A 15,143-nucleotide genomic window follows, 5' to 3' on the forward strand; every position below is an offset into this window, starting at 1 on the left:
TATGAAGACCGGTAGTATAAAAAAGATTTCGGGAATGATATTGGCAGCAGCTTTTTTTGCTGCTTTTATAGGGAGTTCTTTTCCAAAGATATATGTAAAGAGTGCTTCTAATGAAGCTGCAACGGATAAGCATGAGGAAGCAGAGATTGCTAAAACGGGTGGTGGTTATGCTGCTTCCGGTCAGATACCGGAAGTGGGGTTTGCATCCGTTCTTTATGATGCAACAAACGGACTTCCTACATCTGATGCAAACTGTGTTTTTTCAGAGAGTGACGGATATATATGGATAGGTGGTTACAGCGGAATACTTCAATATGACGGTGATTGTTTTACCAGACTTGACGCATCCTCGGGACTCGTTAACGGGAGAGTTATATATGAGGATAAAAATAACAGAATCTGGGTAGGAACAAACGATAACGGAATTGTAATACTTGATGATGAAGAAACTATACATATTACCGATGAAGACGGATTACCATCATCATCCATCAGAGGCTTTGGGGAGAGTAATGATAAAAAGATGTGGGTAGGGACTACTGACGGTGTTGTGTACATTGACGAAGAGTACAGGGTTCATCCCATTGATGATAATCGCCTTGATAATCAGTATATTATCAGGATGACAACTGATACTGACTGTAAGGTTTACGGAAATACCAGAAATGGAGATGCTTTTTGCATATTCGCAGGAGAAGTGACTGAATATATTAGTGGAAAAGACATGGGGATAGGTGGCATTACCACTATTTATGCCGATCAGAAGCACCCTGGTTATGTGTATCTTGGGGGTCCCGGAAACAAAGTATATTACGGTCCTTTCGGCAAAAGAATTACAAGGTACAATGAATACCCGGTTGCTCCTTTGGAGGGGATTAATTGGATAACCGAAGCTTGTGACAGAATATGGGTAAACTCTGACACACAGATAGGATATTTTGATGAAAATAAAATCTTTCATGTTCTTACAGATATACCGTTAAACAGCTCCATAGAGATGATGGTTCCCGATTATCAGGGGAATCTGTGGTTCTGTTCAACAAGACAGGGCGTCATGAAAATTGTCAGCAGTAATTTCAGAAATCTTACGGATATTTCTCATCAGCAAAAGGATGTGGTAAATTCCACCTGTATAAGGGATGATGAACTGTATATCGGTACGGATAGCGGCTTACAGATAATAGACGCTAATGAGCAGATCGTGGAGAATGAACTGACAGATTACCTTAAAGGGACAAGAATCAGATGTATAGTCTGTGATGAAGATAATAATTTGTGGATATGTACTTATACCGATGATAAGGGACTTATCTATTACTCAAAAGACAATATCATAAAATGCTATACAGAGGGTGTAGGCCTGTCAAGCAATGAAGTAAGATGCGCAGCGACGACAGATGACCGCTCGGTACTTGTGGGGACTAATGGGGGTGTCTCCGTAATAAAGGATGGCAGGGTAAAGAAGACCTATGGTGAAAATGAAGGACTTACAAATACTGTAATCCTTACCATTGAAGAGGGAGATAATAATACTATTCTTGCCGGAACCGACGGTGGTGGCATTTTTGAAATAACAAGGAACGGAATAAACAGGATAAACCGGAAAAACGGTCTTACCAGTGATGTTGTCCTGAAAATAAAGTGGGATGAGAAACACGGTGTTTACTGGATTATTACATCAAATTCCATTCAGTATATGAAGGAAGGTAAAATTAAGAATGTAGACACCTTCCCGTTTAATAATATTTGCGATGTCTATTCTGATGATAATGATATTTTGTGGGTACTTTCAGCTTATGGGGTATTTACTGTAAAAGTGCGGGAAATGCTTGATAACAATGTTACCGATTACAGATTAAGTACGATAGAAAACGGTCTTACCAGTGTGCCTACGGACAATGCATACAGCACTTTGAGTGATTCGGGAATACTGTATATTTCCGGAAGAAGCGGTGTATGCAGTGTTAATGTAAACAATTTTTTTGATCAGTCTTCACAAATAAAAATCGGAGTAAGATCCATAACAATAAATGGTGAAGAGATCATGCCTGATGCAAATGGGGATTATGTACTGCCTTCAAATCTGGGAAGAGTACAGATAAGTGCAGCAATACTTGATTATTCCATGGCAAATCCCCTGGTTCACATGTATCTTGATGGTGCCGGAGACAGCGGTATTACTGCTACCCAGAACAAACTGTCTGCTCTTGAATATACAGGACTTAAATACGGAAACTATAATCTTCACATACAGATAATCAGCCCTTCAAGCGGAGATATTTATCAGGAGAAGGTATTCAGGATAGTTAAAAAGCCTCATTTTGTGGAGCTTACGATTATCAGGATACTTTTGGCTGTTGCTCTTTCAATTATTGTCGGATTTATCGTGTGGAGAGTTATGACAGGGACTGTCATAAGAAGGCAGTATGAACAGATAAGGGCAGCCAGGGATGAGGCAGAGAGAGCTAATCTTGCAAAATCCAGATTTCTGGCCAATATTTCACATGAGATCAGAACACCTATAAATACAATTATGGGAATGGATGAAATGATAATGAGAGAGGATCCGACTGATGTGCCAAAGCCATATTTTCTCTCAATGATAAATTATGCCACTGACATAAGGAGTGCAACAGAATCACTTTTAAATCTGATAAACGATCTTCTTGATATATCAAAAATCGAATCCGGCAAAATGCACCTTGTGGAGACTGAATATGATACTATTGAATTAATAAGATCTATAGTTACGATGATACGGGTGCGTAGCGAGCAGAAGGACCTTACATTTGAGATCAATATAGATGAAAAACTGCCCAGAAAGCTTTATGGCGATTCCGGAAAGATCAAGCAGATAATACTTAATCTTTTGACAAATGCGGTTAAATATACTGATGAAGGTGGTTTTACACTAAAGGTGCTTGTGGCAGAGATGACGGAAGCCACCTGCAGTATAAAAATATCCGTTAAGGATACGGGTATAGGTGTAAAGGCTGAGGATGTAGATAAACTTTTTACAGCTTATGAAAGACTGGATGAAGAAAAGAACAAGGCTATTCAGGGAACCGGACTGGGACTTGATATATCCAGGCGTTTCGCAGAGCTTATGAATGGACAGCTTTGGTGCGAAAGCGTATATGGAAAAGGGTCTGAGTTCATTTTTACCCTGAACCAGAAGATTGTTGATCCTGAAGGAATAGGCAAGTTTATTGAACATGAGGAAAAGGCAATAAGCGGACCGTACATACCTCAGTTTATAGCTCCGGATGCGGAGATCCTTGTGGTTGACGACAATCCTATGAACCTGAATGTTATAAAAGGACTTCTTAAGGCTACCAGGATGTTCGTAACTACTGCTTCAAGCGGAGAGGAATGCCTTGAAAAGATAAAGTACGGCAGCTTTAACCTGGTACTTCTTGATCATATGATGCCCGGCATGGATGGTATTGAAACCCTTGAGCACATTAGGGAAACACATCCTGATCTTCCTGTATATGCTCTTACCGCGAATGCGGCAGCAGGCGGATCTGCTTTCTATAAATCCAAAGGGTTTGACGGATATCTGCCAAAGCCTGTGGACAGCGTAGAGCTTGAAAAAGCAATAATGAAGCATCTGCCTCCCGAGATAATGATGAAGCCTGAAGTTAATGAAGCCTATGTGGAAACTGAGGAATTCCCTGAAGATAAACGATGGCTTAATGATGTAGAAGGCATATCTTCTTTATTTGGAATAAAAAACTCCGGAGGAATTACTGCTTTTATTAATTCTATAACGCTATTTTATGATACGATAGATAGTAACGCAGAGGTTATTGAAAAAGCATATAACAGTAATGATATAAGATTATTTACAGTGAAGGTACATGCGCTTAAGAGCTCCTGCAGAATTGTTGGTGCAATGGAGCTTTCCGCACTTGCGGAAAAACTTGAGAATGCAGGTAACAAAGGCGATATTGAGTTTATAAATGAAAATACATCTACGCTTCTGTCTGATTACAGAGCATATAAGGAAAAGCTTAAAGGACTTGGAGCTAATGAGACTGAAGATGATTCTTCAAAGGAGTTTATACCGGAAGATGAACTGATGGGGGCATACGAAGCGCTAAAAGAGCTTGTACCGCAGATGGACTATGACGGAGTTGAAATGGTACTTTATGAACTTAAGAACTATAAGCTTCCTGATGGAGATAAAGAGAAAATCGCTGAACTTGAGAAACTGCTTAAAACCTTTAGCTGGGATGAAATGGAAAAACTGCTTGGATAAGGAGTTATTATGAAAAAAAACCGGATTATGGTTATTGGAGAGAAGGAGACTTTCCTCGTCAAAGTACTCATCCAGAAAATAAAGGATGCGGAAATGGACGGTATATTTAAAAAATGGGAAATCGACAGTATTAATGCGGGATGGGAAGGAAGCGACCTTATCGTTCCTTATATGACTGACGGAGACAGACCAAGCGAAGAAGTCCTCAGATTCCTTATTGATAAGCTGACTGATGACCATATGGAGATGATTCCCATCGGCGAGAAAAGTGATATTAAATATATCGAAGATCACGTTCCGGCAGACCTTGTTTATCGGAGCTTTACACGTCCTGTTGATAATGCGGAGTTTGTTCGGACTGTAAACGAGCTGTTCAGTAAGGCTGCGATGGGCGAGTTTAAGAAGAGCATTCTTGTAGTGGACGATGATGCAAATTATCTCGGACTTGTCAGAGAATGGCTTCGTGAAACATATAAGGTATCAATGGCAACCTCAGGCATGCAGGCAATTAAGTGGCTTGGCAAAAACAAGGCTGATTTAATCCTGCTTGACCACGAGATGCCTGTTACAACCGGTCCTCAGGTTCTTGAAATGCTTAGAAGTGATGAGGAAACAAAGAATATACCGGTAATGTTTCTTACAGGTAAAAGTGATAAGGAAAGCGTTATGTCGGTAGTTTCTCTTAAGCCCGAGGGTTATTTTCTTAAGACTATAGGGAGACAGGAACTTCTGGATAAGCTTCAGAATTTCTTTTTATTACACAGATAAAAGTAACTTTGGGGAGAACATCTGATGTTTGAATTATTGCGTGCATGTCAATTGGATATTATGCTGGTCCTCGCGGGGATTTGCGGGGTAACAGCTGCATACACCATATTAGCAAAAAATATGACGCCAAGGAGAAAGGCTTGCATAGCATATCTTCAGTTATCCGGGATGATTCTGATGATCGCTGACAGACTGGCGTATATTTATCGCGGTGACGAATCAACACTTGGCTTCTGGATGGTCAGGATAACCAACTTTCTTGTGTACTTTATGTCATTCGCGATTCTGCATGCCTTCAATCTCTACCTGTCTGATGTCCTTAGGGAAAAGGATTGTCTTGGCTTTGTGCCTTTTAGTTTAAGAATCGTTGAGATTATTATTTCCGTGGGTGAGCTATTTCTTGTAGTCTCACAGTTTACCGGCTGGCTTTATACCTTTGATGAAACCAATCATTATCATAGAGCGTCGGGACTTATGTTTTTTTACCTGTTCCCATTTGCTACAATGATAATCTTTTTATGTACGATAATAAAATATCACGGTAATCTTAGAAGGAGATTGCGGATAGGATTTCTGTTTTTTGCGACAGCTCCTATCATAGCTACTGCGGCTCAGATTTTTTTATACGGGCTTTCTCTCACAAATATCACGATAGTTGTGATCTCTATAATGATCTATACGTTTTCTCTTATTGATCTCAATGACATGGCTGAACTTGCTTATAAAAAAGAAGTTGATTATCTTCGAAAAGAACGAAAGAGCATAAAAAACCTTTTTGATCAGACTGCAATGGCTCTTGTAAGCGCTATTGATGCAAAAGATAAATATACTCACGGACATTCTTCAAGGGTTGCGGAATATGCAAGGAGAATTGCCGTGGAGTACGGCATGAACGATAAGGAATGTGATGAAGTATATTACGCTGCGCTATTGCATGATGTAGGCAAAATCGGGGTTTCCGATGAGATAATCGAAAAGGCAAGTGGACTTACAGATGAGGAATATGAGGAAATTCAGCAGCATGTATATATCGGGAGCGAAATACTTTCAAGTATTACCGAGTTCCCATATCTTAGTATCGGGGCAAAATATCACCATGAAAGATACGACGGAAAGGGCTATCCCGATAAGCTAAGAGGCGATGACATACCTGTGATAGCCAGGATAATTGCGGTTGCCGATGCCTATGATGTGATGACCTCAAAGAGAAAGTACAGAGATGCAAGTCCGCAGGAAAAGGTCAGGGAAGAAATAATAAAGGGAACCGGTACACAGTTTGATCCCGTATTCGCCAAGATCATGCTTCATCTTATCGATATCGATGAAGAATACGAGATGCAGGAGAAGACGAATTTAAAAGAGCTTGCGGGAAGAAATGAGCTTCATCCTGTGGAATACAGAAGTGAAGTATCAGAAGGAATACTGATAAATCAATATACTACAAAAATTCATATGAAATGTGAGACAGAGGAAGATCTTGGTAATCAATTCAGCATGCCTGCACTTCTTTTGTTCGATTCACTTGATGGACGTATTTACAATGAAGCCAAAAAGATTGAAGAACTGAATTATTTTGAATTTGGTGAAATTTGGTTCGATGGTAACAAGGTCTGCAGCGGAGCCAGGGATATTCAGACTCAGATAAAGGTCTTGGAGAAGCAGGGGCCTGTTATAGAGAAAAAGAGTGTAACAGAGTATGATGTTGAAGCGGTAAAAATCAAGGATCATGCCAAGATCACGATAAGCAGTAAATACAAGATTGTGGAGGCGATCATTGCACTTCCTAATGCTTCAAGGTTTATGTATATTTCCCTTACAGGAGAGCATTGTCATATAACCGATGTAGTTATAAGTAAGGCAGATGAGCCTATAGATGAAAATTATATCCCTCGAATTGCTGAGGAGATAAGCTATATCAACACGATAGTCGGTGATGTTCCCAACATACAGGTTGACGGCTATCATATGGCTATCACTGACGGTGTTCCAATCAGGGATGGAATGAGAATTGACTTCCACGCCATGAGTCTTCCTACAGCCAGGCTTGTGTGGCATTGTCCGCATATTATATTTTTCTACTCCGATGATAAAAAGGTAAACGGGCCGAATTACAAAGAGTTTGCGCTTATAAGACTTGATGGTGAGTACTGGGAGTCAAACGGATCATCGGAAAATAAGATGGTTACAAACATCCTTGATGATTTTGAAAATTGGGATGTATGGAAGGAATTCAACAAGAAGGGCTATGACTGTGAGCTGAAATTTACCAGGTTTGGAAACAGGATCACCCTTACGACAGTAAATGGTGGAATTTCAATACGAAATGTCACAAACGTTTACGATAATCCCGAGGAGATTTATGTTGCGCTCACAGGCGATCAGGTAGCACTTACAGAGATAAGATATCTGTAAATAACATGAACAGTGAAAAAAAGGCAAAGATGGCCTTCATGCCATCTTTGCCCTTTTTTATTCTATACAGTTTTCATAAAATCTTTATATAAATAGCGGTTTCTTCTAATAAACGGACCTGAAAGTTTACTCTTATTTAATTCTATTCATGGTAAAATTTATGTGTATGATTATGTTTTTTGGGCGGGTATGGTTTCTGACAGTTTCTTTAAATGGAGATTGAACGGTGGGAGATAAAAACGATCTTGTTACCAAAAAACATAATGCCGTTATCATAATCATAACCACCGCCAGCATGGGTGTATTATTGGAAAGCATCCTGCAGGGATGGGAATTTTGGATGCCTCCGCTTATATTTTTGGGAATCATTATCTGCTGGGGTATTCATGTAAGAAACCATCTGGAAATGCGCCTTAGGGAAAAAATCTATATATCCTTTTCCATGCTGGTAGCTTTCTATCATGGCGCACATGCGACCGGGTTCTATGATGCTGTCATTTTCTCTATGCTGCTTATGGTGACTACAGCAATGCTTAAGAGGGAAGAATTTCTGATATTCATTATGGGGGAATTCTTTGCAATTATGCTTATGCAGATAATTTATGCTGTGGGTACCAATGCTATCGAGTTTAATTCTATTGTTATTTCAAGATTGGTTTTTCAGGGATTATTGGAAATATGCTGCTACAGAGCTCTTAAGACTATACTGAAAAGTGAACGCGTTGTTGAAGATGAGCTTGAAAGCAAATACAGCAATGAGGAGACAGACAGTATCGGACTTGAAGACTTTCTTGTCAACATTTCTCATGAACTTAGAACACCTGTAAATGTAATAAACGGTATGACCACCCTCATCCTGAAAAAAGAAAGAAGCGATGATGTTATCGCCATCAGGAATGCGGGAGTACGCCTTTCACAGCAGATAGAGGATATTCAGGACTACAGTGAGATACAAAGAGGAGATGCAAGGTTAGAGGAGGACAGATATGAAATTTCTTCTGTGCTGAATGATATAGTAGCAAATTATAATATTTTCGCTAAGAACGACAAGATTGAATTTGTTATCGATTTGGATCCGAATTTGCCCGCATGTCTTCGGGGAGATTCTGTAAAAATTCGTAAGATAATGGATCATCTTCTGGACAATGCCTTCAAGTTTACAAGTGAGGGCGGAGTCTATCTGAAAATTTCAGGAATAAAAAAAGACTATGGCATAAATCTTACAATTGAAGTATCTGATACCGGCATAGGTATGACTGAAAGTGATATTGAAAGAATAACCAGAGGACGATATCAGGTAAATAAGAGGCGAAACAGAAGCACAGGCGGCATAGGCCTTGGACTTTCCATTGTATTTGGTTTTGCACGCCTTATGAAAGGATTTGTAAGTATTGAGAGTGAGAGACGTAAGGGGACATGCGTACGTGTCAGCATAGCTCAGGAAATAATCGATCATTCACCGTGTATGAGTGTTGCTGACAAGAGATTTATCAATATAGCATTCTATTTTATCCCGAACAAGTACAAATATTCAGCTGTTAATGAATACTACAAGGCACTTGGCTCGAACTTTGCTGCCGGACTACGTCTTAATCTTTATGGTGTTCCCAGCCTGACTGAGTTGAAACGATATATAGATAGGGGAAAGATTACTCATGTGTTTATAGGAATTGAAGAATATGACCTTGATCCTGAGTACTTTGAGACAATAGCGCAGGGCAATATCACAGTGGCTGTATCAAGTCGCTATGATTTTCTGCGTCCAAGGAATAGCGGTATTATCCGTATAGCAAAGCCTGCAAGTGGGTATCAGATGCTAAGAGTGTTAAACGGAGATATTTATCCAGCCAATATCCTGCCTGAAGAAGGAAGGCCGGTGCTTGACGGACTTCGTGCCCTCATCGTTGATGATGAACCTATGAACCTTGTTGTGGCCAGCGGACTTTTTAAGGAATACAAAATGAATATTGAGGTCGCAAACAGCGGAGCAGAAGCTATTGCCAAGTACTCACAGTCATTTTATGACATCATATTTATGGACCATATGATGCCTGAAATGGATGGTATTGAAGCTATGAAAGAGCTGAGGAAGATTGCTGCACAGAACAACAGGAGTGTTTGCGTTATTGCCCTTACGGCAAATGCCATAAGCGGTGCAAGGGAAATGTTCCTGAAGGAAGGCTTTGATGGCTTTATAAGTAAACCTATTAATCTAAATGCGTTTGAGAGAGTCATGAACCGCATTTTGAGAAATGGCAATATCCGTGGCAGAGGAGGTGCAATATGAAATTTGGCTTCCTAAACCGGCTGATTCATATGATCAAGGACCCTAAGCGCAGCTTCAGAGAGCGTGTTTTTTTGCTGCTGACATCTGTAACGGATTTCTTTATCATATTGGGACTGATAGGCGATATATTTTTTGATGAGAATATTGTTGAGACAATAACTGTAGCTATTATCGCGGCAATTGTTCCGGTAATTACATATATTGCAGTAAAACTGAATAAAGTAAAGTATGCTATAAGGTTCATTGTGCTTGGAATTGTTTTCATACTTCTGCCTATATTGTTTTATTTTGGCGGAGGCTTAAGAGGCGGAGGTGTATTGTGGATAATCTTCGCATATCTTTATACAGGACTTGTGTTAAGTGGTAAATGGAGACCTCTGATGCTTATAGTTCTCACTATAGAGACCTGTATTTTTTACCTGAATGGTTTTTTCAGGCCTGAACTGGTAAGCAAGCATCAGGAGAGTATGTTTTACATTGATTCCCTTATTTCTATGATACTTGTGGGATTTATTTGCTGTGTCATGGCGTGGTTTGAAGAATGGCTTCTCATGGAGGAAAATAAAAGAGCCCGTGAGGAGACAAAGAAGGTAGAGGAACTTAACCTGGCACAAAACAGATTTTTCTCAAATATGAGTCATGAGATAAGGACACCGATAAACTCTATTCTTGGGTTAAATGAGATTATTCTGAGGCAGGAGGATGCCTCTGAGGAGATAATAAAGGATGCTGAGAATATTCAGGGTGCGGGCAGGATGCTTCTTGCGCTCGTAAATGACATTCTGGATTTCTCCAAAATAGAAGCAGGCAAGATGGATATAGTTTCTGTGAACTATAACCTGGAAAAGATGCTGTCTGAAATTGTAAATATGATATGGATGCGTGCTGAAGAAAAGGGACTTGAACTTAAGGTTGAGGTCGACCCGTCAATTCCGGCAGAGCTTTTTGGCGATGAGATGCGCATCAAACAGATACTAATAAATCTTTTGAACAATGCGGTTAAATACACAAATGAGGGAACCGTAACATTATCGGTAGAGAAGGAGGACATAAGGGATAAGCAGATACTTCTTTTGTTCTCTGTGACTGATACGGGAATGGGTATCAAACAGGATGCTATTCCGTATCTTTTTGATGCTTTCCGGAGAATAGATGAGGAAAAAAACAGTAAGATAGAAGGCACTGGACTTGGACTTGCAATAGTTAAACAGCTTGTTGAGCTTATGGGAGGAAGAATAACAGTAAACAGCGTTTATACTCAGGGATCCACATTTATGATGGCCCTGTGGCAGCAGGTGACCAGAAAAGATGTTATTGGTGAAATCAATCTTGTAAAATCCGGAAACAAGCGTGAAACGGACAAATATGTTCCATGCTTTACGGCTTCGGAAGCAGCAATACTTATAGTTGATGATAATGAGATGAACCTTGAGGTTGAAAAAAAGCTGCTTGCTGATACAGAAATCACTATACATACAGCGAGCAGTGGACAGGAAGCGCTGTCTATGACGCTCAATTATCGTTATGACCTTATTTTTATGGACCATCTTATGCCGGAGATGGATGGAATTGAATGCTTTCAGAATATAAGGAATCAGGAGGGTGGTCTTAATAATACAGTTCCTGTAATTGTGCTTACAGCTAACGCAGACAGCGAAAACAGAGAGCTATACGACCGCAGTGGCTTCGATGACTATCTGGTAAAACCTGTCACCGGAAGACAGCTTGAAGACATGCTTCTAAGCCATTTGCCTGAAATCAAGATAAACAGGACGGAAGGATTTGGCGGTACTACGGCTCAGATGAATACCGCAAACGGTTACAGCAAAAAACTTCCTATTGCTATATGCACCAGCAGTATGTGTGATCTTCCTGCCAAAGTGTTAGACGAAAAAAATATAGACATAATACCTTTTACGATCACAACGGAAGGTAAAACATATTATGACCGTCAGGAGGTTAGTACAGATGACCTTATTCACTATATGCGTGAAGGTATGGAATTTAATTCTGCACCTCCAACCGTCGAGGAATTTGAGAACTTTTTCGGTCGTATAATGAAAAAAGCTCATCAGATAATTTACCTTACGCTTGCTCCGGGATTTAGTAAAGAGTATGAGAATGCTAAAGCTGCAGCTAGGGCATATGAGAATGTGATTGTTTTTAATTCGGGATATAATTCATGCGCTTTGGGACTACTGGTCCTTTTGGCTTACAGGAGATCCATGCAGGGAAGAACTCTCGACAAGATTCTGGAAGAACTGAAGAGAGCAAGAGAAAATATCAGATGCAGTTTTATTACAACAGATGCCGGTTTTATGATGAAACGTGGAATTATCGGCAGAAATATATATGGCATCATGAGTACATTTTCCTTAAAGCCTGTTATGCGCATCATAGACAACAGGGTTACTGTCTGGCGTCTGTTTATGGGAGAAAGACAGGATTGCTACGGAAAGTATATTGACCATGCTCTGAACAGGTTTGAGAATCCTGATACGGATTTGTTGTTTGTGGAATATATAGATATCACAGAGTCAGAGAGGAAAGCTATTGAAGAGAGAATAAGGAAACGGGTCAATTTTAAAAATATTATATTTAAGAAAGTCTGTGCGGCAATGACCCTCAACTGTGGTTTTGGAGCTATCGGTTTGTCTTTCATTGGTAAGGGAGACATACCCTACGACCTTAGCATGATGCTGGAAGAGAAGAAAAAGCCAGATGTAATCGAAGACTCTTTTGCCAATATGAAATTACAGGATGGCTCAGAAGAAAACGCGGACAATGCTGCTGAAGATAATGCGGAAGATAAAACTGAAGATACAATTGAAGACAAAAATGAATACAGAAGTAACAGATTATATAACGATCCCATATTAAAGCCTGATGAAAAGCAAAGCGGAATAAATTATAAGAAAGCTCTTGATTATGCAGGCTCTGAAGAGACCATGCTTGCAATGATGCAGCTTTTTTCTAAAACAATTGACCGTAATGCAATGGAAATTGAAAACTGCTACAAGGATGAGGACTGGGAAAAGTATGTGACAAAAGTATCCAATCTAAAGAATTCAGCAAGAATTATTGGCGCAGATGAATTGGCAAAGTCAGCCCTCAGGTTGGAAAATGCCGCAAAAGCCGGAGACATTGATTTTATAAGACAGAACACGGATAGGCTTATTGCCGATTACAGATATTACCATGAAGTCATAAATAAGTTTGTGAAGGAATACTAATGAAAAAAAAGACGAGCGTCATAAAAGGAATATATGCTTTATTATTCGGAAATCTATTGGTAATGATTTTTTTTGTTATACCTCTTAGGACCGATTTGTTTAAATCCGGATTTACAGAGCAGCCGGACAGTTTTTCGGAAAATTGGGCTGTAGGAGAAGAAAACATTCCGAGAATTGAGGAAGTTCTTGCAGGTAATTATAACGGCCGGGTCAGACTTGAAAAAAATTTACCGAATAAGCTGACTGAAATGGATTCACTTTGCTTTGAATCACAGAACACAAATGTTGAGGTCCTTATAAATGATAAGGAGGCATACAGCTTCAAAACCAGGCCGAATCTTACGGGTACCGGCACGGGAATCGTATTTCATGAAGTGGGAATCGGAACCTTAAATGCCGGAAAAAAGGTAACCATAGTAAGCAGCTGCTGCTATGAAGGCCAAAAGACAGGCAGAATATTAAATGTGTATATATGTCCGTCATCAGATTATATGCGTCTGACATTTCAGAGAATGATGGTTCCCAGTTTGTATTGTGCACTAATGATACTTTTTGGAATTATCCTGATATTGATATATTGTGCAGTTTCAAATAAGGATGCTCTGCCCTTTAATATATTGGCGCTTGGAGTAACATCCCTTATAGCCGGGACATGGCTTTTTATAGATACCAATATCATGCAGCTTTTGACGGGGGCAATATATGCGTGGCGTGACATGAACAAGGTTTTGCCTTTTCTTGTGGGGTATCCGCTCATAACTTTCTTTAATTCACTTACGGTCAAAAAAAATGATGTATTCCAACATATCGGTTTCTGGATGTCAGCAGTTTTTGAATTTGGAATAATCGCAGCAAGATATATTCTTAATCTTGATATGTGCTACTCATTTTCGCTGTTTCTGATACCGTATTTGGTAATTATTATGATAATCTTGTTGATTATCGCTGTTAATAATGCCAATTATTGCAGACGTAACGGGTTGGAAGTTGAAATGAGAAATACATACCTTGTTATCGGTATTGTGTTGGTTTGCGGCCTGATAGATCTGGTAAGAGATTTCACCAGTATGACACTGACAGATGTACAGGGAAAATATACCATGTTTGGAATGGTTATATTTGTCATATACATGATGATCAGATTTCTTAAATGGTGGACCAAGGATCATGCGCAGATTCAGAGGGAACGCTTTATTAATCATGCTCTTCAGTATGCCCTCTCTTCCGATTCGCCGGAATATAATATCAAGGCTTTGCTGGATTTTATGGGGAAAGAGCTTGAGGCTGAAAGAATTTTCATCTTTGAGGATCAGAAAAACGGTAAATATCGTGGCTCTTATGAATGGAGTAGTGATGGTTTAACGGCTGAAGATATAGAGCTTGTATATTTACCCTATGAGGGTGTGCTGGATAAGCTCTATGAGAAGTATATAAGTAATGGTAGAAGGTTTATTATTAATAATATAGAACAATTAAAAACATCCAATCCGTATTTTTATGATCTTATGAAAAACTACGGAGGTGAGAATATTGTAATAGGTGCTCTTGAGATAAACGGCAAGCTTACGGGAATATGCGGTGTAATGGATGCTCCCCGTGTGAAACTGATAGATATTTCAGAGATTATCAATCTGATATCATATTTCCTCTCACAGTTGATTTTACAGCGAGAAGAGCAAAAGAGGCTGTTCTACTATAACTATAATGATGTCCTTTCCGGTGCAAGAAACCATATGGCATACAGGAAATTTATGGAAAACGGACTGGACATGGCAGGAACCTTTGGATATATGCGGGTTGACATAAAGGGACTTGAAGAAATAAATAAGGAACAAGGCTACGATGCCGGAGATAAGATAGTTATAGAGGTTGCCAGGAGCCTTATGGAAATTTTTGGAGAAGAAAATGTTTATCGTCTGAACGGAAATGAATTTGTGTGCTTTGGCTTTGAAACGGAAGAACCATATTTTGATAATGATGTTGAATGCGCAAGACGTATGATTGAAAAGAAAGGTGTCACTATGTTTACAGGTTCTGTTTACTGCGCTAACGGAACTTCAGATATGGAGATTGTTTTAAACCGTGTGGATGAACTTTTGGAAGAAGATATGAAAAAATCCGGCTAGAATAAATGCTTTATATTCTTGTATATTGATTTATTTTAATCTCTTTGCTAACA

6 protein-coding genes are annotated in these 15,143 nt (G+C 39.5%); all 6 read left to right on the top strand.

Annotation, left to right across the window (positions count from 1 at the left end):
* Position 1: 1 nt before the first annotated feature.
* Positions 2–4,264, top strand: coding sequence for a hybrid sensor histidine kinase/response regulator (locus BV60_RS0107240; RefSeq protein WP_029320533.1), 4,263 nt, complete (start codon positions 2–4; stop codon positions 4,262–4,264).
* A gap of 9 nt (positions 4,265–4,273) precedes the next feature.
* On the top strand, positions 4,274–5,032 hold the full coding sequence (locus BV60_RS0107245) for a response regulator (protein WP_029320534.1): 759 nt from the start codon (positions 4,274–4,276) through the stop codon (positions 5,030–5,032).
* A gap of 24 nt (positions 5,033–5,056) precedes the next feature.
* The gene (locus tag BV60_RS0107250; protein WP_029320536.1) at positions 5,057–7,444 is read left to right on the top strand and encodes an HD-GYP domain-containing protein; all 2,388 of its coding nucleotides are present in this window, start codon (positions 5,057–5,059) and stop codon (positions 7,442–7,444) included.
* Positions 7,445–7,670: 226 nt separating this feature from the next.
* Entirely contained in the window at positions 7,671–9,731 is a 2,061-nt protein-coding gene (locus BV60_RS0107255; RefSeq protein ID WP_029320538.1) for a response regulator, read from the top strand.
* Entirely contained in the window at positions 9,728–12,964 is a 3,237-nt protein-coding gene (locus tag BV60_RS0107260) for a DegV family protein (protein WP_051656570.1), read from the top strand. The genes BV60_RS0107255 and BV60_RS0107260 overlap by 4 nt, the downstream gene beginning before the upstream one ends.
* The gene (locus BV60_RS0107265) at positions 12,964–15,090 is read left to right on the top strand and encodes a GGDEF domain-containing protein (protein WP_029320540.1); all 2,127 of its coding nucleotides are present in this window, start codon (positions 12,964–12,966) and stop codon (positions 15,088–15,090) included. The genes BV60_RS0107260 and BV60_RS0107265 overlap by 1 nt, the downstream gene beginning before the upstream one ends.
* Positions 15,091–15,143 lie beyond the last annotated feature (53 nt).

Origin of the sequence: Butyrivibrio sp. AE3004 (assembly GCF_000703165.1) — a bacterium.
Lineage (GTDB): Bacteria > Bacillota > Clostridia > Lachnospirales > Lachnospiraceae > Butyrivibrio.

Bases quoted from the DNA above. Each gene is read 5' to 3' on its own strand.
- BV60_RS0107240 (WP_029320533.1), top strand. From the start codon at position 2: ATGAAGACCGGTAGTATAAAAAAGATTTCGGGAATGATATTGGCAGCA.
- BV60_RS0107245 (WP_029320534.1), top strand. From the start codon at position 4,274: ATGAAAAAAAACCGGATTATGGTTATTGGAGAGAAGGAGACTTTCCTC.
- BV60_RS0107250 (WP_029320536.1), top strand. From the start codon at position 5,057: ATGTTTGAATTATTGCGTGCATGTCAATTGGATATTATGCTGGTCCTC.
- BV60_RS0107260 (WP_051656570.1), top strand. From the start codon at position 9,728: ATGAAATTTGGCTTCCTAAACCGGCTGATTCATATGATCAAGGACCCT.
- BV60_RS0107265 (WP_029320540.1), top strand. From the start codon at position 12,964: ATGAAAAAAAAGACGAGCGTCATAAAAGGAATATATGCTTTATTATTC.